The following is a 26,440-nucleotide window of genomic DNA, read 5'->3' as shown; positions in this document are numbered from 1 at the left end:
TTTGAGTGTCAGGGTTTACTTAAGATTAAAAATGATCTACCATCCACTTCGCGATAATCGCCAGTTCCTCTTTGGTAAGTTCCCCTTTCATGGTGGGCATAAGCCCAAAGATATCTACCGCGGGACAGATCGCTTTTCTTTCCGTGGGATCAAGGACAAACTCATTGATATGCGTCTCTACACTTTTATTATCTTCGATGAACTCTCTCATCCGGGGGACCATCACAGAGAGTGGCGGTGCTTTGATCGCGCTTTTAACTTCGGGCTTAGAGAGGAGGTGACAACTGAGGCACTTCTTTTCAAAGAGTACTCTTCCTTCCTCGGCAGAGAAACTTTGAGTGGAAAAATAGGTTAAAACGAGGGAAATAACAAGCAGGGTTTTCATGATCACCTCCTTAATGATGTTTTTCAAGGATAGTGATCTTGTGTGTAAGGTATGTGGAAAAAGCTAGAACTCGAAGCCTCCGCCCTGGCCTTTACTCATACTCTCATAGACGGCTTTCACATAAGCATCCCTGAGTTCACAGTGAAGCAGCTGATCACACTTTAAACAGCTTTGAACATGCTTCTCTTTCTGGCATGCTTCGAGTTTGCTCTTTTTCTGCTGAAGAGCGATCTGCCACTCATCAAGCACAGCTTCGCTCATTACTTAACCCCATACGCTTTTTTCAGTGCTTCGATCTCGTAGTTTGATCCGAAGAAACACGGACTGGTATCGTGATGATGTCCGGGTACAAGCTCCATCAGTCTTTCACCTTTGTCATTGATCGCCTGTCCTCCTGCCTGCTCATACATAAAGGCAAACGGGATAACCTCAAAGAGCTGTCTGAGTTTACCATGAGGTTTGTCGCTGGTTCCCGGATAGCTGAAGAGACCGCCGCCTTTTAGCATGATCTGATGAAGGTCCGGAACCATGCCTCCGGAGTAGCGTAGTCTGTATCCCTCTGCAAAGAGTGAATCTATAAATGCTTTATGGTGCGGCGGCCAGTTCTGTTGTGTTCCGCCCGGTGCATTGAGTTTACCTTTTTCATTGAGCGTGATCTCACCGATCGCCCTGAATTGGTCACCTGCCGCACGGTAGAGCATCGGTTTGCTCTCTTTCATCGCAATCACGAGCTCGATTCTCGGCCCATAGACGACATAGGCAGAAGCGACAAGGTTCTGTGCATCCAGAATCCCCTGGTAGATACCGAAGATCGAACCTACCGAGAGGTTGACATCTACCAGACTGGATCCATCCAAAGGATCATAACAAACCGTGTAGCTGCCTGAATCATGAAGCTCAAGCTCGCCCTCTTTCTCTTCACTCACAAGACTGTTTACCGCAGGTACTTTGGCAAATTCTTTCTCGATGATCTGGTCTGAGAGTACATCAAGTTTGAGCTGGTCTTCTCCTGAAGCATTTTCTCCCTCGGCATATCCAAGATCAGCGGTCTTGATCGCGTTGTCGATTTCAAAGGCGATTTTTTTGATCGCTTCAAATACAGTTTGCATTATTTTCTCCTTTAGACACTTTTTGCGTGTGTTTTGACCCATGCTATAATTTGGTCGGTGTTATTGAGGTCCAGGATATCGATCTGAGAGGGGATGGCATACGCATTGATGTCGATACTCCCGTCAATGGCAATCGCTTCTGAACAGTCGAGATAACTTTCATCTATCTCATTGCGGAAGATAGCGATACGCGGAAGGGGCAATGTTTTGAGCCCCTCTACCAGCAGTATATCAAAGTCGTTGATCATAGCGATGATATCATCGAGTCTCTTCTCCTGCTGAGAGAAGTAGGTGGTACGGGTAGGTGAGGTGACTACCACTTCGGCACCGGTTTGAGAGAATTTATAGCTGTCTTTGCCTTCTGTGTCAAATACGGCCTTGTCTTTTGGATCATTTTTGATGATAGCCACTCTCTCTTCAGTGATCAGTCTCTTTGCAACTTTTTCGATCAGAGTGGTTTTACCGCTGTTTGATGGACCGGTAAATGCTACTGCAACTCTTTTCTTCACGTATATCCTTTACTTTAGCCTTCGAATTATACTTAAATGTTTATTGAATCTATGTTAAAATGGCAGCAATTGTCAAGGAGGACCGAGTGCGAATATTTATAGGATTGATGACACTTTTACTCCTTCTGAGTGGCTGCTCTTCGAAAACAGAAGATTCACTCATCGATCGTTTTGAAAAAAACAAAACTGCCTACAGACATCTGCAGAAAACCGAAAAAGTACAACTCTATGATCATAATGTGACTAAAGCGTTTTTAACCGCGACCTATCTCTATCCTTCAGGCACCAAACTGGGGAAAGAGAAAACAGAGGAACAATTTGTCGTAGGCATCTATCTTGAAGAGGAGCCCTCTAACCGATTGGGGAAAGCGTATCGCCTGACTCTGGACGGTAATAAACCTAAAAGTATCCAACCGCTTGGAAAAGAGAGTCCTTATTTGGAGGGATTGCCTTTTGTAACGGAGTGGAACAGTTACTACCTGGTCACTTTCCCGTATACGCCATGTCAGCGTTTCAGTGTGACGTTTGAGAGTAGCAACTATGGAAAAAAAGAGATGTCTTTTTCCAAAGTGGCAAAATATGTGGAAGATAATAAGGCCATTTAACTACCTGAACTGGTCAGTTTCATTGGGATCGGTGACCTTTTTGATCAGAGGGAGAAGACGGGTAGGGACACCCAGCCTGTTAAGATAGATAACATAATTGGTAAGTACGCGTTTGCCGTACTCTCTCGTCTCTACATTGCTCATACTCTCCATACTGAGATAGGGTTCATAGCGTCCCGCTCTGAAGTTTTCTGGGTTTGTGATCAGCTTTTTGGTAAATCCGATTCCCCCGTTATAGGCATAAGCGACAAAGAGCGGATGGTAGAGCCATTTATTCAGGTAGTCCAGGTGGAAGTCTGCATACTCGATCGCTTTGTAGGGATTGAAGAGGTCATCAAGATCGATATACTCTTTTTTCTTTTTAGCGATATCTTCGATCAAAAACGGCATGATCTGCATCATCCCCAGAGCAAAAGAGCGAGAGACTGAAGCCGGCACAAAGCGGCTCTCCTGTCTGGCGATGGCATAGAGCAGTGCCTGACGCTCTTTGCTCATCCCTCTCATCGCATCGCGGTAAGGCATCGGGAAGTAGATCTCTTGGTAGTTGGATGCTTTGGCCTTGATATAGGTATAGTGTCCTACCGTCTCGCGGGATTTATAGGTATCAGCGAGGTCATTGAGATTGTAGTCGCCCGAGAACATCTTTTTCTTGAGTTCTGCCCAGTCTATGGGATCAAGTATATCATAGTGAAATACCTTGGAGCGTGAAATTTTCGGGGTAATGATCTTCGGATAGCGGAGTTTAAGCAGGTCTCTTGCGATCAGTGTATAGATATTGACATCATGGCTGTTGACCAGGTTGGTGAGATAACCCCGCTCTTTGGTGACGAGGTACATCCAGAAGTTAGCCTGATCTTTGTCTCGGCGTTTTTCCGCTTTTTTTCGTGCCTGACCGAAGTAGATCATGGCGATATCTTCTTTTCCCTCTTTGAGTGCAAAGAGTCCTATCTGAAAGTGTGTTTTAGCCGAGATCTCATTGGAATGGGCAGGCGGCTGAAGGAGAGATCTTTGCAGTTTTGGCAGGTTTTCGCTCAGTATGATACGGATACTTTTATCAAACTTTCTGTCCATGCTTAAGACCCTGAACTGCTTGGAGTTGAGCAGTTTGTCATACTTCTTTTTCCTGATCTTTGTACCGCAGTTGTTGAAGAGATAGCATTCGATTTCAGGGTTTTCTTTGGCCCAGGCAGGGTAGTCTGCCTTTGATTTCTTGAGTTCTTGAAGTTTTTGGTAGTTGCTCTTCCAGCGTGCTTTCTCTTCAGCCGTTGCCATGCTTCGTTTTTGTTTGATCTCGGGAGCGGTGCCGGTTTTTGTGCGGTAAGCAGTTCTCAGTTTTTTATTGAGGTGGCTGGCTTCCAGTATGATCTTTTTGGCTTCAGAGGCAGAGGTGTTTTTTTGAGAAAGGAAACGCCAGATATAGTAGTCCTTCTCCACGCTTTGAGGCATCTTATGTACCTCATTGAAGCTAAGGGTTTTAGCCGCATAAAGCGTTGTAGAGGATGCCAGCAGGAGGGAGAGTACAACGCTTTTGAGTCTCATGGGGTGACCTCCCTTATCCTAAGAGACTTCTCATCATAAAGATATCCAAAAACTGCAGACCCAGGATGATCACCAGTGGCGAGAGGTCTACCCCGGAGAATACCACAAAAGGCAATTTTTGGCGGACAAATGAAAAGGCAGGTTCAGTCAGACGGCGCAGTACCTGCACGATAGGGTTGCGTGGGTCAGGCTGAACAAAGCTGATCAGCGCAGCAATGATCACGATCCAGATATAGAGCGTGATAACAGTATGTAGTGTTTGTACGATGGCATAGAGTAGTGAACTCATGAAGCGACCTCCAGAATATAAGATTTGATATACGGATAGATAGTTGAGAGCTCAGGTCCGTTACCTGTACCCGTAAGCAGGTAGCGAAGCGGTTGTGAGAAGTTCGTGCCTTGGAGCCCTGTCTTTTCCATGATGTACGACTCAAATGCATCATAGGTGTTGATCATAGGGGCATCAAAGATCACATCAGAGATCTGTTTCATCTGCTCTCCCCACTCGCCGCTGAAATCTTTTGGTTTAAAGATCGGTCTGATCTTTGCTTCAAGCTCGTTGATCGTGCTTGCCTCTTCGAGGTAAACCTTCGCCAGTTTTCCGATATTTTCATCCGCAAACCCAAAGAGGCCTGAGAGGCGTTTGTCATCTATCATTTTAAGGTGCTCACGGTTGAGGAAACGAAGTCTGTCGATATCGAACGTTACCGGGGACTTTGAGATCTGCGCAAGATCGAACCACTCCAGCGCTTCGGGCATCGTGAAGATCTCTTTTGGTGTCTGGTTGCCCAGTGCGATCAGGTAGTTCGCGATCGCATCGGGGATGAAGCCTTGTTCAAAGAGCCACTTCACTGAACCGGCATCATCAGATCTGCTCATTTTCTGACCTTTTTCATTGAGGATGATCGGCAGGTGTGCATACTCCGTCTCCTCCTCATAGCCAAGCACTCTCTTGATATGAATCTCTCTAGCTGTATCACCGAGGTGCTCTTCCCCACGGATGATCAGGCTGATCCCTGAGATCATGTCAGCACAGGCACAGGCAAAATTGCAGGTCGGTGTGCCGTCAGCTTTGAGGATCACGAAAGCGTCTACTTCATCCGGCGCTGTTTCGATATCCCCTTTGAGCAGGTCATGGGTCACGATAGGCGCATCAGGTGCCTTGATGCGTACGACAAAGGGGGTCTTCTCCTCTTTGAGCTTCTGAAGCTCTTCCGCACCCACGTTAAAACACTTCCCGCTGTATCTGTCTCTGTCCACCTCTTCAGGATTGCACGTACAGACAAATGCTTTTTTCTCTTCAAGAAGCCTGATCGCCAGAGTCTGGTGCATATGGAGGTTCTCGCTTTGATGGCTTACGCTGTCATGCGGCAGGGCAAACTTCTCCAGTATCTCCATGAACTCCGTATCTTTCCCTATGATGTTCCGCTCTTTGTCGGTATCGTCGATACGCACAATGAAGTTCACATCTTTCTGTTTGGCTACCATGTAGTTGAAGATCGCTACACGCAGGGTTCCTATATGCATATCACCGGTCGGTGACGGGGCAAATCTAAGCATTTATCTTACTCCAAAAGGTTCGGGTTTGTCACTGCACCGGGTATTTGCCCGAGGCGGTGATATATAAGAGTGTTATTATAGTAGGTTTAATTTATAAATATGTTAAAGCACACTGGCTGATACTGTCGCTTCTTTACCTGCTCTATCTATGATGTGATAAGCTCTAATTGGATAAAATACAGCTCTTATAATAAAGTTTCAAAATCAAAGGGTTTAAAAGCAATGAGTGAGCACAAAGATTTTTTACGTACAATCGTTGAAGAGGACTTAAAATCAGGTAAATATAAAGAGGTGGTTACAAGATTCCCTCCTGAGCCCAATGGCTTCCCTCACATTGGACATGCTAAATCTATCGCTATAAACTTCGGTATCGCACGTGATTATCAGGGTCGCTGTAACCTTAGAATGGATGATACCAACCCGACGACAGAAGACACGAAATACGTCGAAGCGCTCAAGGATGCTGTAGAGTGGCTTGGATTTAAGTGGGATAACCATGTACGTTATACCTCTGATTATTTTGACAAACTTTACGAGTATGCAGTAGAACTTGTGAAAATGGGCAAGGCCTACGTTGACTCTCTTGATGAAGAGACGATGCGTGAATACCGCGGTACGGTTACAGAACCGGGACGTCGCAGTAAATATGCAGAGCGTAGTGTAGAAGAGAACCTGGACCTTCTGGAGAGAATGAAGAACGGTGAGTTTAAAGACGGTGAACATGTCCTTCGTGCCAAGATCGACATGAGTGCGGCAAATATGAAGATGCGTGATCCGCTTCTATACCGTATACGTCATGCCCACCACTATAGAGCAGGGGACAAGTGGGCGATCTACCCAATGTATGACTTTGGTCACTGTCTCTCAGACTATATCGAAGGGGTTACCCACTCTATCTGTACACTGGAGTTTGAAAACAACCGCGATATTTACGACTGGGTACTTGATACGCTGGGGCTTGAACCGCCGAGACCGTACCAGCATGAGTTTGCACGCCTTGGTATCAACTATACGGTGATGAGCAAAAGATTGCTTTTGGAACTGGTAAATGAAGGAAGGGTAAGCGGCTGGGATGACCCCCGTCTTCCGACAATTGCCGGATACAGAAGAAGAGGGTATACCCCGGAATCTATCTTGAATTTCTGTGACAGTATAGGTATCGCAAAAGCAAACTCGACTGTGGATGTTGCACAGCTTGAATTTGCTATCAGGGATGACCTGAACAGCAAAGTACCGCGTGTGATGTGTGTGCTTGATCCGCTCAAAGTGACGATCGAGAACTATGAGGGGTCTGAAGCGCTTGATGCGCCATACTACCCGGAAGATATACCTAAAGAGGGTTCAAGAAAAGTGCCGTTCTCCAAAGAGATCTACATTGAGCGTGAAGACTTCTCTGAGAATCCTCCAAAAGGTTACTACCGTCTAACACCTGATCAGGCTGTGCGTCTGAGACACGGTTACATCATCACTTGTAAAGAGGTGATCAAAGATGCTGAGGGCAATATCACGGAGATCATAGCAGAGTACAACCCTGAGTCAAAAAGCGGAAGCGATACGAGTGGTATCAAAGTCAAAAGTGCCATCCAGTGGGTGGATGCAAGGGCTGCCAAAACTGTAGAGGTAAGACTCTATGACAGACTCTACTCGTCAGAAGCGCCTGAAGGATTGGATGATCTCAATCCGGACTCGCTGAAAATTATCAAAGATGCGCTCATCGAACCGGCGGTCATCACAGAGAAGCCTGATGAGAGATTCCAGTTTGAAAGACAGGGATATTTCTATGCTGATCCTGTTGACTACACCGATGAAGCACCTGTGTTCAACAAGATCGTAGGCCTTAAAGACTCCTGGGGCAAAAAGGATAAACCAAAAGCACCAAGGGGTGAGCGCAAACCACAAGCCAAACCGGTACAGATTGACGGTGAAGTAGAACCTATGAGTGAAGCGGAACAGGCACTCTTTGAGAAGTATACAGGCGAGCTCGGACTAAACAGTATGGTCGCTGATATCTTGGCACGTGATGAGAAACTCTCCTCTTTTTATGAAGAGGCTCTCTCCACGAACAACTCTCCTGTGACTATCGCCAATATCGTAGCCAATGAAGTCGCAAGAGAACTCAAAGAAAAAGAGATAAATGATCTTAAGTTTACTGCATCTCAGATAGCCGAGCTTGTAAAGATGGTTGATGATGAGACGATCTCAAACAAAATTGCCAAACAGGTATTTGAAGAGATGGCTAAGAGCGGAGAAAACCCGGCAGAGATCGTTGAAGCCAAAGGGCTTGTACAGATCAGTGACCCGGCAGTCATCTCACCAATGATCGATGAGATCATTGCGAAAAATCCGGATAACGTTGAGAAGTTCAAAGCCGGTAATACCAAACTCTTGGGCTTCTTTGTAGGACAGGTCCTCAAAGCCACAGGAGGTAAAGCAAACCCGCAAGTGGTGAACCAACTCGTGGCGGAGAAGTTAAAGTAATATATTTTGGTCATCCTGAACTTGATTCAGGATCTCCTCGCTCCCATGATAATCTCGTTCCCGACCCGCACCCCAAGGGCATTTCCTGTGGGCATCGGGAATGCCTATATAACCGTTAATTACTCCCTCCAATTCAAGCGTGCCTCCAAAGAGATTGGATAGAAGGAAAAATCTTCGCGTAGGGTGAGTAACCACTCACCAAAATAGAAAAAAAGCTAAATTTTATATCACTGTACTACAATAAGTGTGACTAGAAACTAAAAGGAGTATCAAGTGAAGAAGATAATCACTATGATGAGTATGGCTGTGTTGCTTAGTGCAGGGAACTTTACGCTGAGCAGCAGTGACCTTCAGGGACAGTTGACCATCGATCAGGAGTTCAACGGGTTTGGCTGCAGCGGAAAAAATATCTCTCCGGAGCTGCTCTGGAAAAATGCACCGAAAGGGACGAAGAGTTTCGCACTTACTGTCTATGACCCCGATGCTCCGACAGGCAGCGGATGGTGGCACTGGATCGTCGTGAACATCCCTGCAGATGTCGATCATATCGCACAAAATGCCTCAACTACCAATGCCTTGCCAAAAGGTGCGCTGGAGACGATGACAGACTACGGAAAACCGGGCTTTGGCGGTGCCTGCCCACCAAAAGGCGACAAGCCGCATGAGTACAGATTTACCATCCATGCGCTGGATGTAGTAAAACTGGATGTGACGGATAAGAGTGACAGTGCGTTAGTAGGATTTATGATCAATCACCATACGATAGAGAAAGCAACGATCGTTTCTTACTATAAGCGGTAAATACTACTGAAATTTAAATCTGCATTCCCATCGAGACGATGGGAACGAGCAAAGAGATAATGTACATCGTAGTAGTCTGTAGATGACCGTTAATCAACACTGAAATTCAATCCTCTGCCTGAGAGAAACTATTCAATCTCGTTCCCGATCTCCTGATCGGGAATGCATACTGACCATTAAGCTTGCAGTTATTGTTTTTTGATATATCCGATGGGAAGTATAGGTTCCATATCAGGAGATATGGAACCAGCTAAACAACGTTTAAAATGACCAATCAAAAGCTGACTGTGAGTTTTTGATTGTTCTGCTTTGGTTTGTTATCTCGTCTCATCCGGCCATTGGTCACTTTCACTTCTGCAGATGAAATCATAATGCATCTCTGTGTCAAAAGGTTCCAGTGGCAACTCAGTTCCATTTTTACAGATTCTCAGTCCCTCCATCGATTCCTCGTTGAAATAAGCAAGGACATCATGAATCCCGGAATCAAAGGCACTGTTTAGCATATAAGCAAGAACCTTTTTGTGCTCTGGGGAAAGTGAGTCTACAAACTGGTTAATAGCTATGTCATTTGGATCATTATTGACTTCAGGCCACCGACGTCCTTCAAGTACCCATTCTGCGCTAATGCAGGGTCGAAGTTTGACCATGTCATCTATGAATCGTTTGTATTCGTTGATGTTTTTATTCATATTAGTCCTTTTTTTTCAGTAATAATATTTGAGATTAGCAATCTTTATAAATCTGTTTCCTTGCGTATTTCCTCAGCCAAATTGTAAATTTCACTAGTCAGTTGCTTAAGTTGATCGTTTACAGATGGGACTTGATCCTCTTCTATCATATGACCGTTTTCTTTGCAAATATATAAATCATTGAGACTTCTCATACCACCAAATGCCGATAAGAGATGTTCTACTCCTTGAAAATCGGCTTTGACAATCCTCAGCATCTCTTTCTCAAGCCAATTTGCCCAATATGTGACATCATGGTGTTTTAGTAAGTCAATAGTCTCTTCAAGCATTAAGTGTAGTTTTTCAGTATTTGGTCCCATTATTTTTTATTTACGTTCTATTAAGAAGTATGTTCTTCCTGAAATTTACACTCATTGGTTTGCTGGTACGACACCTAATAACTGAAAGACGAAACCAACAGCAATAAAAACCAAGCCAATTCTTGATATTGCTGAATAAATTTTCATTTCTTTAGTTACTTTTATTTCGACATACATGCCTTTATTTAGTAGAGGTATCGACGGTAATCCGAATATAGTCACAAGCACTGCGCCAATAAATCCAAGAATTAGCCCAATGGTATTCATATCAAATGTCAAAATGTTTGTAATAATGTTTTCTATCATTATGTAATTTATTTATCAGAGGAACAAATGTCCTCTTTCCCCTTTATTGAAGTAACATCAGTATATCAAAAGTGCCTTATGAATTGTAAAAAAGAAAAGGGATGAAAGAAATTGTTCTAAAGCCCATGATGTCGGTAGGCATTCCCATCGAGACGATGGGAACGAGCAATAATAAACAACAATAGATCTTCTGTCCGCTATCTGTAGGTCGGGATACCCTTATCCCGACATCCACTTTATATGGAGAAGACATCAATGGTGTCGGGGTGAGGGCACCCCGACCTACACTTCTATTTCCGCGAGTTCTTTCACAATTTCAGGACTGGTGGAACGAGGAGAGTGAGGCTAACTGTTCAGACGAGAACTAGTGCAGGTAGTTATCCAGCGTAAACGCCATATCCTCATCGAGTTCGAGGTTCTTTCGCATCCACTGGAGGTATCCCATATCCTCATCGGCGATCTCTGCGATCTCTCTGCCTTTGTATTTACCGAATTTGAAGGTACGCATGAGTACCGGGGTTTGGGTAAGTTCGGCAAGTGTCTGCATCGGGTTTTTGCCTTCGAACTGCTCCATGGCAGCCTGTACCAGTTTGGAGAGGAGGAGTTTCATCACCAGCACATCCCCGATCGCATCGTGGGCTTTGATCGTGATGCCGAGACTATCGGCCTCTGCACCCTCGACTAGGTAAAGTTCCAGTGCGTAGCGGAGGTACTGCAGGCGGTGGTAGGGCATATCCGGGTAGAGGTGTTTGGCACATCTGAAGGTGTCGATGAGGGTGTAGCGGTTTTCAAATCCCTCTTTTTGGATCATTCCCAGATCAAACTGGATGTTGTGTGCGATGAGGAAGTTCTCCTCTTTGTTGTACTCTTCGATCTTCTTGGCAAATGCAAGCTCCGAGAATGGCGGTTGGTTGGCGATCACATCCGGAGTGATATTGTGTACCTCCATCGCTTCCAGAGCGATAGGCACTTCTGTGCTACAGAGCTCATCATAGACCTCTATCTCCTCTTTGTTGTGTACGATCATCGCACCGATCTGGATGATGCGGTCCTGTTCCTGGTTTCCTGTGGTTTCTGTATCAAAGAGTACGTAGACAGCCATGAATTAAGCTCCGTTTATAGTTGGTTTAATGAAGAATTATACAATATAAAATACAAAAGGATATAATACTGCCAGATTTAGAAGCATGGGAGAATATATGGACGCAAATGAACAGCTGATCGAGCACATGATGAACCCGCAAAACTACGGGTCGATCGAAGGTGCCGATGCACAGGGAATAGGGAAGAACCCGGAAAACGGTGAAAAGGTACTGATCCACCTCAAGGTGAAAGAAGAAGCGGGCAAGCCGGTGATCGAAGATATCAAGTTTCAGGCGATCGGCTGTTCGACGACGATCGTAGCGGGTTCCCTCATCACCACGGAAGCCAAAGGGGCGGATTTTGACAGGGCGGAGGATATCATCGCCTTTACATTGGGGATGCTTGACCGTGTTCCCCCTGAACAGGCTGCCTGTTCGGAGATGGTCGCAGTCGCACTGAAAGCAGCGATAGATGTCTATATCAAAAGACAAACCGAGCCGGATTTCCCGATCATCAGTTATAAGATCCAAAACAGTTGTGAGACCCCCGATGAGGCAGGAGCGGACCAATGAAAACAGTCATGATAAAGATGCATGAGATCTGGCTTGAGACGCTGATGGCCGGATTTATGAGCAGCGGAGAGAAAAAAGAGCAGCTTTTTGATTTTGCCAATATCTTTTTCAGACACTTTACCTGGCTGGAGAATGAACTGATCGAGACTGAGGAATCGTACAACTACGACCGTGATATGATAAATATCCAGGTAGATAAACTGAGCGAACTCTTGCACCGGATCATCAAAAACCTGAACGCGCTCGATCTTCAGCTTGCAAGTTCTCCGGACCGTGATCTAGCACATCGTATCTCATCGGACATTCACTATATCTCAGGGGTGATGATGAGGATGGAGGATGAAAAGATCGAGGCATTCAACAAAGCATTGAAGTATCCGGGCGTAACGCTCAGTGATGAAGCGACCCGGGCCTTTACACGCTTCCTTTTTGAAGAAAGCTATAAAGAGTATGAGCTGATACTCATCTATAACTACCTCAAAGCTCACAGCGATGATACCTATCTGATCAGGATCTTTCAGATTATGATCGATGAGAGCCAGTTCCACCTGAAATCCTTTGGAAATATGATGGCCAAGATGGGGATACTCAGCGTACCGCGTATCGTTATGAAAGAGCTCTACCAGGTCGAAGATGTGGTACAGTTCCTCAAAGACGGTATCCAGGAAGAGCTGGCTGCCAAAGAGGAGTGCAGGGCACTCTCTGAAGCAGTAGGAAAAGACAGTGCAGAACTTGCTGCATTTTTTGACTTTATCAACTTCCAGGAGAACTATCACATCTCCCTGATGAAAGATGCACTGGAATACTATACTAAAAAGGAGACTAATGTCTAAAAAACACTATACCTCTGCGATCTCTGCCGTTTTCGGCAAATTTGCTTCCAAGGAGTTCCCTTCAGTGATCCAGCATATCATCAATGCCGGTTACGTGAAACTGATGGGACTGGATATGGGGGAGTTTAGAGCGCCGTCAAGTTACAAATCACTCAACAAGCTCTTTACCCGTGCCATAGAGCTGCCTCGTAAGCTCCCTGAGGATAAGTCCAAGCTGATTTCCGGTGTTGATGCGCTGATCACCGATTACGGTACGATCACAGAGGGACGTGCCTATCAGATCAAAGGGATGAGCTATGATATCGAAAGACTTTTCGGTGAGTATCACAAAGAGGCAGTAGAGAAGGTGGATGGAGGAGAGTTTGTCAACTTCTACCTCTCTCCGAAAGATTACCACCGTTACCATATGCCGCTTGACCTAAAGATCCATTCATTGACGCATATCCCGGGAAAACTCTATCCCGTGAACTTTCCGTTGCTGCACAATATGCCTGATCTCTTTATCGAAAATGAGAGGGTTGTGATAGAGGGGGAAGACAGCAAGGGTAGAACGCATATTCTGGTACTTGTAGGTGCGCTGAATGTGGGTAAAATGGTAGTCACGTTTGAGCCGAATGTCCAGACAAACTCCGAGATAAGAGAGCCGAGACACTATACCTATGAAGATCTCTCTGTAGAGCGGGGTGAGCTCTTCGGTTGGTTTGAGATGGGGTCGACAGTCTTGACATTCTCCCCTAAAGGAAGTATAGTCACTGAAGTGGCGATCAACCAGAAGGTTTCGTTCGGAGACGTGGTCGGAGAGCTCAAGTAGGTATACTATGAAACTGCTAAGAGTTTTGCTTCTAAGCAAATCAGCACAAGTATAAAAGCGAAACCAGGTTCGCAAGAGCTGTCCGCTGACAAGCGACTAAATCGCAGTGCATGTGAGGCATTTCTAGACTAAAGTCTGATGCGAGCTTTGCACTAAATGAAAAGCTGTGAAATGCCGAATCGTAGGACAATGCGTGCTTAGGAGCTTTGCTTCTAAGCAAATCAGCACAAGTATAAAAGTGAAACCAGGTTCGCAAGAGCTGTCCGCTGAGGACAATGCGTGCTTAGGAGCTTTGCTTCTAAGCAAATCAGCATAGAAGGAAGAAGTAGATGGTTGTAAAAGAGATACAGGAGTATGCACAGATACGCACCAAAGCAAGGGCCTACCTGTGTTATATCCTCAGCCGTAATATATCCAAACATATCGAAGGGGGTATCGATCAGGTACTGCGTAATATCGATACCCTTCAAAAGGCACTGCCTCAGGCTGAAGTGATCTATGTGCTTGACGGCAAAGGGGAACAGGTCGTTGACAATGTCTCCACTAACGAGACGCTTCATGGATTCGGTAAAGGGGAAGATAGAAGCAACAGGGCTTACTACTACCGTACGATGAGCGAACACCGCTGTATCCTTACCGATCCCTACCCGTCACTGGTCAGCAACCAGCTGGTAGTGACTTCAACCTTCCCGATCTATGATCAGCAAGGCAAGCTGCTTTATATCATCTGTGTGGATATCAGCCTGAGAGATATCCTGCGTATGGTCCATCCAAGTTCAGTGGATTCAAGCTTCGGAACACTCAGCAAAGTGGTCTATGCGGCTTTCTCTGTCGCGCTTTTTGCTGTCGCGATGCTTCTCTTCTTCAAAGGCGTATCGAGTTTTATGGGCTTTGGTCTTGATATCAGAAAGCTCGATATCAATGAGATGTTCAAAGCGACTATCCTACTGACCCTCTCTCTGGCGATCGTGGACCTGGTCAAGGCGATCTTCGAGGAGGAGGTCCTGGGGCATGAGAAGAAAGAGAGCAGGGGGGACAGTCATCAGACGATGGTCCGTTTCCTCGGTTCTATTATCATCGCACTCTCCATTGAGGCATTGATGCTGGTATTCAAGTTCGCGATCACTGACCCTAGCCACCTGCTTCCTGCAGTCTACCTGATCGGGGGGGTTACGGCATTGATCATTGCTCTCTCTATTTACCTGAAGTTCAGCAGAGAGAGTAGCAACAAAGAGGATTCATGCAAGAAAAACTGATTATATTCGATATGGACGGTACACTGGTCAACTCATCATTGACCATCGCCAATGCGATCAACTATGTAAGAGAGAGACTGGGCTTCCATCCGATGGAGCAGGAGTATATCCTCAAACGTGTTAATGACCATACGATCAACCCTGCCAAGGTCTTCTACCATGCCAGGGCGTTTGATGCCAAACATGAGATGTGGTTCTCGGAGTACTATACCAATAACCACGAGAAGGAGCTGGTGCTCTATGACGGGATCAAGGAGATGCTTGATCTGCTCAAAGAGAAGGGGGCATCTCTTGCTGTGGCTACCAATGCCTACCGGAACTCTACCTTGGAGTCCTTGACACACCTCGGAGTGGATGCACACTTCGATGCTATCGCCTGTTATGATGACGTACCGCAGGGCAAACCGCATCCGGATATGCTCCATAAGATACTTGAAGAGCTGGATATGCGAGCGGAGCAGTCGCTTTTTATCGGTGACGGACCGCGTGACAAGATGGCCAGCGAGCGTGCAGGGATAGATTATGTGATGGTAGACTGGGGCTTTACAGAGCATAAGCAGGCAGTACGCAGTGTGGATGAACTTCAAGAGATTATTTTAAATAGGGCGTAGTATTATGTCAAAGTCTTTACTTACCGATATTCTTTCCCTCTTATTGATCCTGGGATCCTATCTGGTACCTGAAGCGTACCATACGGCAGTGCTTTTTACCGGGCTTTTTGCACTTTCTGGAGCGATCACCAATCAGCTTGCGATCCATATGCTGTTTGAGAGAGTACCGTTGCTCTACGGCTCAGGGGTCATAGAGAAAAATTTTGAGAGCTTCAAATTATCCATCAAAACAATGATCATGAAGCAGTTCTTTTCAAAAGAGCAGCTCGGAGCATTCTTTGCCGATGAGGAGAAGAAGATCGACCTGAGCCCGTTGGTGCAAAGTGCGGATTTCTCTCCGGCATTTGATGCCTTGAGCAAGACGGTGATGGAGTCCAAGTTCGGAGGTGCGGTATCGATGTTCGGGGGTGAGGCGGCACTGGAGGGACTGCGTGAGCCTTTCAGTGAGAAGCTTAAATCAGCAGTAAGCAAGATCGTCTCTTCCGATACTTTCAAAGCACAGCTGGAGCATCACCTTCAGCACTCCTCACTGAGTGATGATATGATAAAGGCGGTGGAGGAGCTGATCACCAAACGTCTTGAGGAGCTGACACCTACTATGGTAAAATCGCTGGTACAGGAGCTGATCAAAGCGCATCTCGGATGGCTTGTTGTCTGGGGTGGGGTATTTGGCGGTCTTGTAGGACTGCTCTCATCCTTCGTGATCAGTTAAACTTTTAGGTAATGTTAAAGGAGAAACAATGGAGTATCGTTATATCGGGAAGAGCGGTCTTAGGGTAAGTCCCATCTGTATGGGTACCATGACATTCGGAACACAGTGCAGCAGTGAAAAAGAGGCGTTTGCCATTATGGATAAAGCCTATGAAGCCGGTGTCAACTTCTACGATACGGCGGAACTCTACCCTGTACCTCCGACCGCAGATAAAGCGGGTATCACCGAAGAGATCGTAGGAAGATGGCTCAAAACCAAGCCGAGAGAGAGCGTGATCCTTGCCAGTAAAGTTGCCGGAGCGGCAAACGGATGGTTCGTCCCACCGATCAGACACGGGATGACGGCGATCGACAGTTTTCATATCGAACGTGCCGTGGAGGGAAGTCTCAAGAGATTGGATACGGACTATATCGATCTCTACCAGATGCACTGGCCCGATACGGTTGTGCCGATCGAAGAGAGTCTGAAAGCATTTGACAGATTGGTTCAAAGCGGTAAGGTACGTTATATCGGTACCTCCAATGATACCGCTTACGGTACGACCAAAGCATTGATGACCTCTGAGTATAAAGGGTATGCCAGATTTGAATCGATACAGAACAACTTCTCTCTGCTCAACCGCCGCTTTCTGGACGAGTTGGCTTCTGTCGCAGAGAAAGAGCAGATATCACTGTTGCCGTATTCTCCGCTTGCGGGAGGGGTATTGAGCGGAAAGTACAATTTGGAGAAGCATGCCAAAGGGCGCTTCACTGACTATCTGCAATCACCGAATATCAGACAGAGAGCGATGGCTACAAGATTTTTGAACGAGAAGACACTTGCATCGACAGAAAAATACCTTCAGATCGCCCAAGAGGCAGGGATAGACCCCGTTACTTTGGCTACGGCTTGGTCCAAGCAGTTCAGTTTTGTCGCTTCCACGATCATCGGGGCAACAACGACTGAACAGCTGGATGCTTCGCTGGCTGCGATGGAGTTGACACTCAGTGATGATGTCCTGAAAGCCTGTGACGAGGTGCACGATGAGATCCTTTACCCTATGGGGTAGGGGGACATCATATATTTGATCCTCTTATCATAAAGATCATATTTTGATATTTTATAAAAGATTAATATCAAAATAGATAGAATTTTTTATCTATGGGCACTACTCTTGAACAAGGTAAAAAATGATAAGAACGCTTTTTGTAATTTTTCTAGGCCTCTCTGCACTTCATGCAGGATATTTCAGCAAACATAACGATATGTGTGACGGTAATGAGTATTACCAGTGTGAGAACAATTATAATGCCGTCCGCAATCTCCAGATCGCATTGAACAGTGATAAAAAACTTGGAGCCAAACTCAAAGTAGACGGTAAGTGGGGTGATCACACGAAGGAGGCACTGATCTCTTTCCAGGAGAAGTACGGACTTGCAAAAGCAGATGGCTGGGTAGGAAAGCAAACGAAGCAAAAGCTTGACAGTGTTTATAAAAAAGTAACGTTTCCAAAAGATATAAAAGTGGCTCAACATTATAAAGGGAAGCGGTGTTATAGCTGTTACAGCGACTTTAGAAAGCATGTCAATCTGAAAAAAAGTTATGAAGTTTTTGAGGATAAAAGACTTCTCAAGCGGGCAAACGGACGCAATACCAAGCTCAAAGTCGATGTCTCCGAACAGCGTGTGAGACTCTATGTAGACGGTAAAGTGGCACTCTGCTCTCCCTGTACGACGGGGGCAAAAAACAAGTTTGAACCGAATACGAAGATCTATAGAGACAAACGTACGCCCAAGGGTACATTCAAGATCACAGAGAAGATCGCAGATAAGCGCTCAACCATTTTCGGAGAGTACTACCGTGGTAAAAAGATGGTCTATAAAGGGGATAAACGCAAGTTCAGCGGGAGTAAAAAAGGGCTCAGGTATCAGGGGGCTTCACTCAAGAACTGGATGCGTTTGACAAGTTCGGGTATCGGGCTGCATGCAAGCAAATATATCAAGAGGTATCCGGGGACAAACGGGTGCATCCGCCTGCCGTATAAAGTATCCCAGACAATTTTCAAGAGTGTACGTCCCGGGACGCAGGTTTCTATCGTAAACTAATCTTAATCCTCTATTTCGGTGCGTGATTACGCACCCTACGCGTATTTAATGATGAATATATCCATTCTCTTGCATCTTTTACATAACAATGTTTGACAGGGTTATGGTAAATATATTGTAATTTTTCATACATATCTTTATCATTTCTAATAGTATGTTCATAAAATCTTTTTTGCCAAACAGGCTTCATACCTCTTTGTTGTCTACTTAATGATTGTTCAAGATGTACAAAATATTTAGGTTCACAATATTTTGTAAAATAACGTTTAATAGCTGAAATTATTTTAGGATACTCTTTTACATCTTGTGGTGTAATGATCATATGAAAATGGTCAGGTAAAATCACAATAGCTTCTATCTGATAGGTATATTTTTCTTTACTGTATCTAAATGCTTCTCTAAGCAGTGTAATATTTTCTATCAATATAGGGTTCTTTTGATGTGTTGCTACTGTAATAAAATAACTATAACCATCAAGAAATATTCGTTTATAATTTGCCATACAATCATTATAAAAGATTCATAGGATAATGTAAAAAAATATCTCAAATTGTAAAGTTTACGCGTAGGGTGCGTAATCACGCACCTTCCTGACAGAGTATTTTATGACCAGAAGTCGTCTATGGTCATTCCTCCGGCTTTTTTCTTGGCTACTAGCTGGCCTATCATCGTTTTGGCACCTGTGTAGTCGGTCGTCCACGCTTCTCTGATATGCATGATGTCATATCTCTCATCAAAGGTTGCTTCGAGTTCTCCCTCTTCCAGGAGGAAGGTACGGTTTGAGGTGGAGCGGTCGTTATCGGGGTGGTACATAAAGGTCTCATAGATAAAGATCCCTCCCTCTTTGAGTGCCTTTTCTATCTGGGGAAAGAGTCTGCGGTCAAGGAAGTAGGTGCAGACGATCAGGTCGTATTTGTTCTCTTCGAGTCTGTAGCTGTCGAAATCTACCTCTTTGGCATGGATATTCTCTGTATCCTGCAGTGATCCGATGGCTGTAGAGCTGATATCCAGGGCATCTACCTGAAATCCTTGGGAGGCAAGGTATCTGGCATGTCTTCCCATGCCGCAGGCGATATCAAGTGCCTGTTTTCCCGGTGCCAGTTTGGCAAAGTTGGTGACCAGATCGATAGGTTGGGTAGGGATAGGGGCTTCTATATGTTTTTTGTCCCATTTTTCTTTATCTTCTATTGACATTTTGAGCCTTTAGTCTAATGTGTTATGATTCCATCCAAATATGAATGATGTAGAATATAACGAGGATGACCTATGAATAAACTTACTTTTATCTCCTGGAATGTCAACGGTATCCGTGCCGTGGATAAAAAAGAAGCACTGAAATGGATCGACGGGCATGATGTAGATTTTTTGGGACTGCAGGAGATCAAGGCAGAAGCCGAGCAAATACCTGAGTCGATCTTTGACCGTGAGTTCAAATTTCAGAGTATCAACTCCTCTTCGAAGAAGGGGCAGTCGGGGGTAGCGCTCTATACCGACATCAAAGGGACGCCTGATCACTGCGGGCATGTAGATATCCTGGATGAGGGGCGTATCAACGAGTACCACTTCGGGGATATCGCATTTTTCAATGTCTACTTTCCAAACGGGCAGAGCAGTGATGAGCGTCTGAGCTATAAGATGGGATTTTATGACCGCTTCCTGGAGCATATCAATGATCTGAGGAAACAGGGAAAATCGATCGTCGTATGCGGCGATGTCAATACCGCACACCGTGAGATAGACCTTGCACGCCCTAAAGCGAATGAAGGAACTTCCGGCTTCCTTCCTATGGAGAGAGCGTGGATGGATAAGCTTCTCTCCCACGGATATATCGATACTTTCCGTCATATTCACGGTGATACGCCTGAGCGTTACAGCTGGTGGAGCTACAGAGCAGGGGCCAGAGGAAGAAATGTCGGCTGGAGAATCGACTACTTCTTCGTCTCTGAGGATCTCAAAGAGCGTATTGTGGAGGCTGAGATCATGGATGAGGTGATGGGGAGTGACCACTGTCCTGTGAAACTGGTACTCAGCGTCTAGTCTTTCAACCTTTGGTCAGATGCCATCCTTTTTCACTCGGACAGGGGTAGATACGAAGATTGCTTTTTTTGAGGTATGCCAGTTCCTCTTCAGCCTCTTTGAGTGTAGGGTAGAGCATTTTAGGCAGTCCCTCTGCATCTTTGCAGCTGCAGAAGCCTTGATCCTCTTCTTTGTGCTCTGAGAGTTCATTGAGCACGATCTTGTCTGCTGTTGTATCCAGGTTTTTTTTGATCTTCTGCAGTGATTTACGAAATTCGTTCCGTTTCATGGTGAAAATTTAGTCCAGAAAGACCAAAAACTCCTGCTGTCCGAACATCTGTGCCATCTGTTTTGCGGTGACGCCTCTTTTGTTCGCGATATTCTGATTGCACCCTTTATTGATCAGTATCTTTCCGTATGCCGGTTTGCTATCGATGATCGCCTCCATCAGCGGCGTCCAGCCTACTGCATCTGCAAAGTCGATATCGGCACCCTGGTCAAGCAGATAGTGAAATATCTCCATCTGATCGTATCGGATGGCATTGTGCAACAGGGATGAACCGAAATCACCGCTCTCAGTACTGTTGAGATCATAGCCGGACCCGATCAGTTCTCTTATGATCTCTATCTCACCGTTTTTGATAAAGTATGCAACGACTTTAAAAGGGTCGATCTCTCCGTCAAATCCGGCGTTGAGGAGCAACTCTTCTTTTTTTTGAAGTACCGGATAGTGTGATGCGAAGGCATAAAGTGTCATAGGAATCCTTTTGGGTCTCTTTATTGGCACTATTATAACAGTTTTTGTATCATCTCAATATCAAGTTTATTGATAGGTGATAGTTGCACAGTGGGAACTTTTTGAGGAGATCGAACGGAGATATGTTTAATGCAAGGATGACCAGTATATCAACTACCAATATTTTTTATGCAACTGTGACGAAACCTGTGATATCACCTATCGTTTAGGTATTGGGAATCTATTACTTAATTATGTTCCCCCATTCTATTTTTATATCAGAATTTAATGCAATATCAATGCATTCATTACTACAAACTTCCCCCGTCCAATCTAAAAATTCTACTTCTAGTAATGTATCTGTATTTCTATCAATATAGAAATATATACTAACGGGATTATTATTTACATAAAATATAACTTCTTTGTATTTATCATTTTCTTTATTTTCTATATACCAACCCACTATTTGTGTATTATCATTTTTCTTATTTGTATAATACAAAGTGTTATCAATTTTAATAAATGACAAACCATTGATATTATTAGATACAAATAAAAGTTTATATAGTTCATCATCTAGATGAGATATTTTTGTGAGAATATTTATCATTTTTTCATTTAGTTCAGTCATATATCCACCTTTCTCAATTACTTTAATTTAACTTTTCGACCGCAACTAAAACATGATGCTTTTTGTCTCTTCCCTCTGTTAAAGTTCTATATTCACATTTAACTATATCATTCATTTTAAATTCCCATTTTTCTAAATAGTGATGAAACGCTTTTTTGTCATCTTCAAGGATTCTATATCTGTTGCCATCAAGTTTTTCAGCTTCAACAGGCTTCCAAACATCTATGCCCTCATCCAACAATAAGGTATAAATAAATTCTCTATTATTCATACAAAATTCCAAAAATATATAGTCAGTATCGTTAGTAGGGATAATATGTGGCCTATACAAATTCTACTTCTTATAGTGTTTTTTGTAGGTTTTCGTATCAAATCTGTTAGATAAAAATCATCATAAAACTTATAACCATTTCTTAAAGTAATAGAAAAGATAACAGGCATCAAAAGCGTAAAAATTATGATTGAAACTATTAGAAATTGGGAAGGTTCAGGTTTAACCGAAAAGAAAAGTACGGTTGCTATTATAAGTGTCCATACAGGAATCAGTTTAAGATCATCTACTTCTAACTTTTTTAGAAATGGATATGAGTTACTAATAAAAGCCAGCACTCTATCGCACATTGATATTTCCCCCTCTTTCTTTATTTTAAGTATAACAAACTTTTCCTACTGCTGCGCAAATTGTATTTGGGATATCAGTTCAGGATACACTCCCACGAAATCGTCGGAGCGAAAAAGAGCTCAAATTGGGATATATTCCAGCCTGATCTACTTTGTGTATTTCTAAGTTATAATAAACAAAAAAAGAGCCTGCCTATGCCATCATCCGATCCTGCCAGCTTAAAACGCAGTGTTACCCTTCCTATGCTCATTTTCTATGGACTTGGAAATATCTTCGGTGCCGGTATCTACGTACTTATCGGTAAGATGGCAGGGATCGCCGGGATCTATGTGCCTTTTTCATTTTTGCTGGCGTGTGTGGTGGTTCTGTTTACCGCGTTGAGCTACGCAGAGCTCTCGGCCCGATATCCTCTTAGTGCAGGAGAGGCGGTCTATATCTATGAAGGGTTCGGTTCCTCTTTACTCTCTATGGCGGTTGGGCTTTTGATCGCATTTGGAGGACTACTCTCCTCTGCGACGATACTTCATGGTTTTCACGGTTACCTGAGTACCTTTGTTGCGCTGCCTGAGATCGTGACTGTTGTGATCCTTGTGATGGCACTTAGCTTGATTGCGGTATGGGGCATCACACAGTCGATGATCATTGCCTTTATCTTAACACTTGTAGAGATGATAGGACTGGGGATGGTGATCTATGCCGGAGCAGGGTATATAGAGAGTTGGGATATCCCTTTGAAAATGGCGGTACCCCCACTGGAATTCTCCGTGATCAATGCGATCATTCTCGGTGGATTTCTGGCCTTTTTTGCATTTGTAGGATTTGAAGATATGGTCAATATCGCCGAGGAGGTGAAAGAGCCGACCAAAACGCTGCCGCGTGCCATTATGATGACACTTTTGATCACTACACTCTTTTATATGGCTATTGCACTGGTCTCTGTCCTGGTACTTTCCCCGGAAACATTGGCAAGTTCTGTTGCACCTTTGGCAAAGGTCTATGAGACGGCAACCGGAAAGAGTGCAGACGTGTTAAGTATCATAGCGATGGTGGCAGTGGTCAACGGGGCATTGATACAGATCATTATGGCTTCACGTATATTTTATGGGATGAGCAGGCAAAACTGGCTGCCCGGGTTTTTAGGCAGTGTCCACCCGAAGACACGCACTCCGATCGCCTCTACGATACTTAGCGGGGTAATTGTTTTTGTTCTTGCGACCTTTTTTGAACTCTTGACACTGGCACAGTTTAGCAGCTTTGTGATCTTTATCGTCTTTACCCTGGTCAATCTCTCTTTGATATCTGTCAAACGTAAAAATCCCCACCCTTCAGGTGTACGTACCTATCCACTCTATGTACCGGTTGTGGGGATAGTGCTTAATCTTACACTGCTCGGGTTTCAGATCGTATCGCTTATTTAGCTATACTTACAAAAAGGAGTATTATGATCACAGAACTCACACATCCGGTGATAAAAACACTGATTAATCAGTTAAGAGAGACGAAGACAGATGCATTGCGTTTTCGACATATCGTACATGAGATCGCACGGCTTATGGCGTATGAAGCACTCAGTTCCGAGCCGTTAAAAGAAAGAGAGATCGAAACATGGAACAGTCAAAGGGTATTTGAATTTATCGATGAGGAGAATCTTCTCTTCGTCTCGATACTGCGTGCCGGACTTCCGATGATCGAGTCTGTCACTGCACTCTTCCCCAAAGCCTCATCCGGTTTTTTGGCGATGCGGAGAGATGAGAAGACACACCAGAGCGTGATCTACTATGACCGTATACCGGAGTGCAGAGGGAAAACCGTGATCCTGCTTGATCCGATGGTGGCAACCGGCGGATCTTTGTGTGATGCGATCAGTGTGATCAAGAACAAAGAGCCTGAGAAGATCATCTCGCTGAATCTGATAGGTTCACCTGAAGGACTGGATGTGGTGGATCATAAACACCCCGATATCCACCTCTATATCGCCCAGATCGACGAAAAACTTGACAGCAATATGTTTATCTATCCCGGACTTGGTGATGCAGGAGACAGGTCCTACAATACCCCGGAGTAATACCTGCGAGCAGAGATGAGAACTTTCCCTCTCCAAAAGGAGGGGAGAGCAGCTTAGAATGTATAGGTAAGCTGGAAAGAGAGAGAGTCTTCGGTATGGTTGACACTTGACTCTCCGATATAGAGTTGATCGTCATCGGGGTTTTCAGGTGTCTCATTATTACTATAACCTATGATCGTATTCATCGTTGTTGTGGTTTTCGGTGCATGTACATAGGCAAGATCAACTGCAAAGGTCTCGGTAAACTCATAGGTCCCACCTAGCGTAAAGTGCGTTTTTGCCGTAGCAGGGAATCCCAGAAGATTGAAGAGGTTGATCGCATTCCCTCCTGCATACGGAAAGTTTGGTTTTGTCACTGTCGATGACGGCGCACTCGGCATCTCTTCGATCGGGTGCGAGGCATAGTTGTATCCGAGTCTCAGTGCCCAGTTGTCCCTGCTGTACTGGTACCCGTATGCCATGACATTTTGGTCCGTCCAAGCAAAGTCCTTATATCCTTTGGCGTCGGACCATTGGACCTTTTTATAGTCAACCGCAAAGGTATGGTTCTCCATCGTATACCCTATTCCGAAGCCGATCTCGGCAGGTTGTTCCAGGTGATCCCCCATCGCTTCGGGGAAAATACCAAGATCTACAAACGGCTGTGTCGCATTGGAGAGTTGGTTACCGTAGTCCATATCGATCTTTGATTTGTAGACGGCTCCCAGTGTCAAACCGTTTGAGAAGTCATAAGAGGCACCGAAATTCACCCCGAAGTTCAGGTCCTGTGCCACTCCGTCTCCTACACTGCTGCCATCAAACCCGTCATAGTTGATATCAAGCGATCCGTACTGAAGGATAGGGGTAACGGCAAAACTGAAGCCATCCGCTTTATAGGCAGCAGAGATACCGAACTGCATCAGCTGCAGGTTGGTGACCATATGCATATTGCCCGAATCAGTCATCGTGCGTGGCGCATTCCGGTAGTCAACACCCATGCCGGCAGTGCCCCACATACCGATACCGAGATACCAGTGATCATTGAGTTTATGGGAGATGGAAACGGAGGGAATGACATTCATATCCGCATCACTTTCGTGTTCTGAAGCTGTACCCATTTGGGCATTGATATCTGGCATAAAGACAATTCCTCCAAATGAAATGGAAGTTCCCTGTGTACAAGTAATGAGTGCCGGATTATGCAGTGTTGATTCGGCGCAATGGCTGACAGCGATACCTGCCCCTCCCATACCCCTTGCTTTTGTTCCTACAGAAATCATCGTATCCCCGTTGGTCGCATGCAGTGAAGTCACAGCGATCAATGATAGTGCTATTCCGGTATGTCGCAATTTTTTCCCTCTTATTATCATTCTTGTCCTTTTTATATAAGATTTAAAAATATACAAAAATAAACTTTTAATATGTATTAATTCTATAGACAAAGTAATGTTATTCTGATCATGATAGGTATATCTATGTGTATAAAAAATTTTTTGTGGCTTTTATATACTCAAACAGAGCTCTTAGTGTCTAAAATGTATAATCCCTCCAAAAAGGAACACTATGTCAAAAACACTCTACTGCATCGCTCAGTTTACTCCCAAAGAGGGAAAATTTGATGAACTTTTTGAAACACTGAAAGCTCTGGAGCCTGATACACTCAGAGAAGAGGGTTGCCTCTCCTACCGTGTGACCAAAAAGATCGACAACCCCTATGCACCGGGTGAGAGTATGCCGATTGTATTTAATGAGAGCTGGGCCAGTGTAGAGGCTTTTGAAAAACATTGCCAAAGAGAAGAGATCGTAGCGTTCTTTGAAAAAGAGTGCCTCTCCGAAGACGGCCTGGTAGCCACCTACAACGTCACAGCGTATAGTGATGAGAACCGTTAAATAAACGTGAGTGAACCTCACGTTTATAGGTTCGGAACCGAAGCGTGTCGAACGAAGTGAGCCGCGTAGGCAAAACCGTTAAGAAATCGTGAATAGTGAGAGTCGTTAAAAAAATGACAAGAGTTTGTCATTTTTAGACTCGGAACCAGAGTGGTCGGAGCGAAGTGAAGCCACGTAGGCAGTTTATAGGTTCGAA

33 protein-coding genes are annotated in these 26,440 nt (G+C 44.7%); 15 read left to right on the top strand and 18 right to left on the bottom strand.

All coding sequences use genetic code 11. The features are described from left to right. Positions 1 to 25: 25 nt before the first annotated feature. The 4 genes from AC4JOV_RS08095 to mobB all read right to left on the bottom strand — a co-directional run bounded on the left by AC4JOV_RS08095 (position 26) and on the right by mobB (position 2,003). Positions 26 to 385, bottom strand: coding sequence for a c-type cytochrome (locus AC4JOV_RS08095; RefSeq protein ID WP_229938084.1), 360 nt, complete (start codon positions 383 to 385; stop codon positions 26 to 28). Positions 386 to 448: 63 nt separating this feature from the next. Next, complete coding sequence (locus AC4JOV_RS08090) at positions 449 to 646, bottom strand: hypothetical protein (RefSeq protein ID WP_229938085.1); 198 nt, start codon at positions 644 to 646, stop codon at positions 449 to 451. Continuing rightward, complete coding sequence (locus AC4JOV_RS08085) at positions 646 to 1,494, bottom strand: class 1 fructose-bisphosphatase (RefSeq protein ID WP_229938086.1); 849 nt, start codon at positions 1,492 to 1,494, stop codon at positions 646 to 648. The genes AC4JOV_RS08090 and AC4JOV_RS08085 overlap by 1 nt, the downstream gene beginning before the upstream one ends. A gap of 11 nt (positions 1,495 to 1,505) precedes the next feature. Next, positions 1,506 to 2,003: a molybdopterin-guanine dinucleotide biosynthesis protein B gene (mobB, locus tag AC4JOV_RS08080; protein ID WP_229938087.1), complete on the bottom strand. Its 498-nt coding sequence runs from the start codon at positions 2,001 to 2,003 to the stop codon at positions 1,506 to 1,508. 86 nt (positions 2,004 to 2,089) lie between these two features. Between mobB and AC4JOV_RS08075 the strand changes: the two genes are divergently transcribed. Further along, a complete protein-coding gene (locus AC4JOV_RS08075) occupies positions 2,090 to 2,608 on the top strand; it encodes a hypothetical protein (RefSeq protein ID WP_229938088.1) in 519 nt (172 codons plus the stop codon). Here the strand turns inward: AC4JOV_RS08075 and AC4JOV_RS08070 are convergent, their stop codons facing one another. Genes AC4JOV_RS08070 through gltX form a run of 3 tightly spaced genes read right to left on the bottom strand, consistent with a single transcriptional unit; the run spans position 2,609 to position 5,707 of the window. Next, the gene (locus AC4JOV_RS08070; RefSeq protein ID WP_229938089.1) at positions 2,609 to 4,147 is read right to left on the bottom strand and encodes a lytic transglycosylase domain-containing protein; all 1,539 of its coding nucleotides are present in this window, start codon (positions 4,145 to 4,147) and stop codon (positions 2,609 to 2,611) included. Between the two features lie 13 nt (positions 4,148 to 4,160). Beyond that, complete coding sequence (locus AC4JOV_RS08065) at positions 4,161 to 4,436, bottom strand: YggT family protein (RefSeq protein ID WP_229938090.1); 276 nt, start codon at positions 4,434 to 4,436, stop codon at positions 4,161 to 4,163. After that, a complete protein-coding gene (gltX, locus tag AC4JOV_RS08060; RefSeq protein WP_229938091.1) occupies positions 4,433 to 5,707 on the bottom strand; it encodes a glutamate--tRNA ligase in 1,275 nt (424 codons plus the stop codon). The genes AC4JOV_RS08065 and gltX overlap by 4 nt, the downstream gene beginning before the upstream one ends. A 222-nt stretch (positions 5,708 to 5,929) precedes the next feature. On the opposite strand from gltX, the gene AC4JOV_RS08055 reads away from it, so the two are divergent. Together AC4JOV_RS08055 and AC4JOV_RS08050 are read left to right on the top strand one after the other, a co-directional pair. Further along, the gene (locus AC4JOV_RS08055; RefSeq protein WP_229938092.1) at positions 5,930 to 8,185 is read left to right on the top strand and encodes a glutamine--tRNA ligase/YqeY domain fusion protein; all 2,256 of its coding nucleotides are present in this window, start codon (positions 5,930 to 5,932) and stop codon (positions 8,183 to 8,185) included. A gap of 273 nt (positions 8,186 to 8,458) precedes the next feature. Beyond that, positions 8,459 to 8,986, top strand: coding sequence for a YbhB/YbcL family Raf kinase inhibitor-like protein (locus AC4JOV_RS08050; protein WP_229938093.1), 528 nt, complete (start codon positions 8,459 to 8,461; stop codon positions 8,984 to 8,986). 317 nt (positions 8,987 to 9,303) lie between these two features. On the opposite strand, the gene AC4JOV_RS08045 is transcribed toward AC4JOV_RS08050, so the two are convergent. The 4 genes from AC4JOV_RS08045 to AC4JOV_RS08030 form a co-directional block, all read right to left on the bottom strand. Next, on the bottom strand, positions 9,304 to 9,675 hold the full coding sequence (locus AC4JOV_RS08045; protein WP_229938094.1) for a DUF6547 family protein: 372 nt from the start codon (positions 9,673 to 9,675) through the stop codon (positions 9,304 to 9,306). 44 nt (positions 9,676 to 9,719) lie between these two features. Continuing rightward, the gene (locus AC4JOV_RS08040; RefSeq protein WP_229938095.1) at positions 9,720 to 10,034 is read right to left on the bottom strand and encodes a DUF6966 domain-containing protein; all 315 of its coding nucleotides are present in this window, start codon (positions 10,032 to 10,034) and stop codon (positions 9,720 to 9,722) included. A gap of 51 nt (positions 10,035 to 10,085) precedes the next feature. Further along, complete coding sequence (locus tag AC4JOV_RS08035) at positions 10,086 to 10,340, bottom strand: hypothetical protein (protein ID WP_229938096.1); 255 nt, start codon at positions 10,338 to 10,340, stop codon at positions 10,086 to 10,088. 364 nt (positions 10,341 to 10,704) lie between these two features. Continuing rightward, positions 10,705 to 11,442, bottom strand: coding sequence for an exonuclease domain-containing protein (locus AC4JOV_RS08030; protein ID WP_229938097.1), 738 nt, complete (start codon positions 11,440 to 11,442; stop codon positions 10,705 to 10,707). Positions 11,443 to 11,539: 97 nt separating this feature from the next. On the opposite strand from AC4JOV_RS08030, the gene AC4JOV_RS08025 reads away from it, so the two are divergent. From AC4JOV_RS08025 to AC4JOV_RS07990, 8 genes are all read left to right on the top strand, one after another. Next, positions 11,540 to 11,995, top strand: coding sequence for an iron-sulfur cluster assembly scaffold protein (locus AC4JOV_RS08025; RefSeq protein ID WP_229938098.1), 456 nt, complete (start codon positions 11,540 to 11,542; stop codon positions 11,993 to 11,995). Continuing rightward, positions 11,992 to 12,828, top strand: a complete 837-nt coding sequence (locus tag AC4JOV_RS08020) for a hypothetical protein (RefSeq protein WP_229938099.1) — start codon at positions 11,992 to 11,994, stop codon at positions 12,826 to 12,828. Before AC4JOV_RS08025 ends, AC4JOV_RS08020 begins: the two co-directional genes overlap by 4 nt. Further along, positions 12,821 to 13,639 (top strand): phosphatidylserine decarboxylase, encoded by an 819-nt coding sequence (locus AC4JOV_RS08015; RefSeq protein ID WP_229938100.1) that lies wholly within the window; start codon positions 12,821 to 12,823, stop codon positions 13,637 to 13,639. The genes AC4JOV_RS08020 and AC4JOV_RS08015 overlap by 8 nt, the downstream gene beginning before the upstream one ends. Before the next feature lie 329 nt (positions 13,640 to 13,968). After that, the gene (locus AC4JOV_RS08010) at positions 13,969 to 14,895 is read left to right on the top strand and encodes a PDC sensor domain-containing protein (protein ID WP_229938101.1); all 927 of its coding nucleotides are present in this window, start codon (positions 13,969 to 13,971) and stop codon (positions 14,893 to 14,895) included. Further along, positions 14,880 to 15,506 (top strand): HAD family hydrolase, encoded by a 627-nt coding sequence (locus AC4JOV_RS08005; RefSeq protein ID WP_229938102.1) that lies wholly within the window; start codon positions 14,880 to 14,882, stop codon positions 15,504 to 15,506. Before AC4JOV_RS08010 ends, AC4JOV_RS08005 begins: the two co-directional genes overlap by 16 nt. Positions 15,507 to 15,510: 4 nt before the next feature. Further along, entirely contained in the window at positions 15,511 to 16,218 is a 708-nt protein-coding gene (locus AC4JOV_RS08000) for a DUF445 domain-containing protein (protein WP_229938103.1), read from the top strand. Between the two features lie 28 nt (positions 16,219 to 16,246). Beyond that, positions 16,247 to 17,266, top strand: coding sequence for an aldo/keto reductase (locus AC4JOV_RS07995; protein WP_229938104.1), 1,020 nt, complete (start codon positions 16,247 to 16,249; stop codon positions 17,264 to 17,266). Positions 17,267 to 17,387: 121 nt separating this feature from the next. Next, entirely contained in the window at positions 17,388 to 18,302 is a 915-nt protein-coding gene (locus tag AC4JOV_RS07990; RefSeq protein WP_229938105.1) for a L,D-transpeptidase family protein, read from the top strand. Between the two features lie 10 nt (positions 18,303 to 18,312). Here AC4JOV_RS07990 and AC4JOV_RS07985 read toward each other — a convergent pair whose 3' ends face one another. Together AC4JOV_RS07985 and AC4JOV_RS07980 are read right to left on the bottom strand one after the other, a co-directional pair. Further along, a complete protein-coding gene (locus AC4JOV_RS07985) occupies positions 18,313 to 18,804 on the bottom strand; it encodes an REP-associated tyrosine transposase (protein WP_229938106.1) in 492 nt (163 codons plus the stop codon). Positions 18,805 to 18,905: 101 nt separating this feature from the next. Beyond that, positions 18,906 to 19,496, bottom strand: a complete 591-nt coding sequence (locus tag AC4JOV_RS07980; protein ID WP_229938107.1) for a class I SAM-dependent methyltransferase — start codon at positions 19,494 to 19,496, stop codon at positions 18,906 to 18,908. Positions 19,497 to 19,568: 72 nt separating this feature from the next. Between AC4JOV_RS07980 and AC4JOV_RS07975 the strand changes: the two genes are divergently transcribed. Beyond that, positions 19,569 to 20,339, top strand: coding sequence for an exodeoxyribonuclease III (locus AC4JOV_RS07975; protein WP_229938108.1), 771 nt, complete (start codon positions 19,569 to 19,571; stop codon positions 20,337 to 20,339). A gap of 4 nt (positions 20,340 to 20,343) precedes the next feature. Here AC4JOV_RS07975 and AC4JOV_RS07970 read toward each other — a convergent pair whose 3' ends face one another. The 4 genes from AC4JOV_RS07970 to AC4JOV_RS07955 form a co-directional block, all read right to left on the bottom strand. Beyond that, positions 20,344 to 20,607: a hypothetical protein gene (locus tag AC4JOV_RS07970; protein ID WP_229938109.1), complete on the bottom strand. Its 264-nt coding sequence runs from the start codon at positions 20,605 to 20,607 to the stop codon at positions 20,344 to 20,346. A gap of 9 nt (positions 20,608 to 20,616) precedes the next feature. Then, positions 20,617 to 21,075, bottom strand: coding sequence for an ankyrin repeat domain-containing protein (locus tag AC4JOV_RS07965; RefSeq protein ID WP_229938110.1), 459 nt, complete (start codon positions 21,073 to 21,075; stop codon positions 20,617 to 20,619). A gap of 223 nt (positions 21,076 to 21,298) precedes the next feature. After that, on the bottom strand, positions 21,299 to 21,688 hold the full coding sequence (locus AC4JOV_RS07960; protein ID WP_229938111.1) for a hypothetical protein: 390 nt from the start codon (positions 21,686 to 21,688) through the stop codon (positions 21,299 to 21,301). Positions 21,689 to 21,710: 22 nt separating this feature from the next. Continuing rightward, positions 21,711 to 21,959: a hypothetical protein gene (locus tag AC4JOV_RS07955; RefSeq protein ID WP_229938112.1), complete on the bottom strand. Its 249-nt coding sequence runs from the start codon at positions 21,957 to 21,959 to the stop codon at positions 21,711 to 21,713. Positions 21,960 to 22,504: 545 nt separating this feature from the next. On the opposite strand from AC4JOV_RS07955, the gene AC4JOV_RS07950 reads away from it, so the two are divergent. Together AC4JOV_RS07950 and upp are read left to right on the top strand one after the other, a co-directional pair. Continuing rightward, positions 22,505 to 23,728: an APC family permease gene (locus AC4JOV_RS07950; RefSeq protein ID WP_229938113.1), complete on the top strand. Its 1,224-nt coding sequence runs from the start codon at positions 22,505 to 22,507 to the stop codon at positions 23,726 to 23,728. A 23-nt stretch (positions 23,729 to 23,751) separates the two neighbouring features. After that, the gene (gene upp / locus AC4JOV_RS07945; RefSeq protein WP_229938114.1) at positions 23,752 to 24,375 is read left to right on the top strand and encodes a uracil phosphoribosyltransferase; all 624 of its coding nucleotides are present in this window, start codon (positions 23,752 to 23,754) and stop codon (positions 24,373 to 24,375) included. 53 nt (positions 24,376 to 24,428) lie between these two features. On the opposite strand, the gene AC4JOV_RS07940 is transcribed toward upp, so the two are convergent. Further along, entirely contained in the window at positions 24,429 to 25,724 is a 1,296-nt protein-coding gene (locus AC4JOV_RS07940; protein WP_229938115.1) for an OmpP1/FadL family transporter, read from the bottom strand. Between the two features lie 193 nt (positions 25,725 to 25,917). Here AC4JOV_RS07940 and AC4JOV_RS07935 point away from each other — a divergent pair, with 193 nt between their 5' ends. Beyond that, entirely contained in the window at positions 25,918 to 26,244 is a 327-nt protein-coding gene (locus AC4JOV_RS07935) for a putative quinol monooxygenase (RefSeq protein WP_229938116.1), read from the top strand. Positions 26,245 to 26,440: the final 196 nt, after the last annotated feature.

This window comes from Sulfurovum sp. MH2-6 (assembly GCF_058374785.1).
This window is presented reverse-complemented; position numbering and strand designations above follow the sequence as displayed.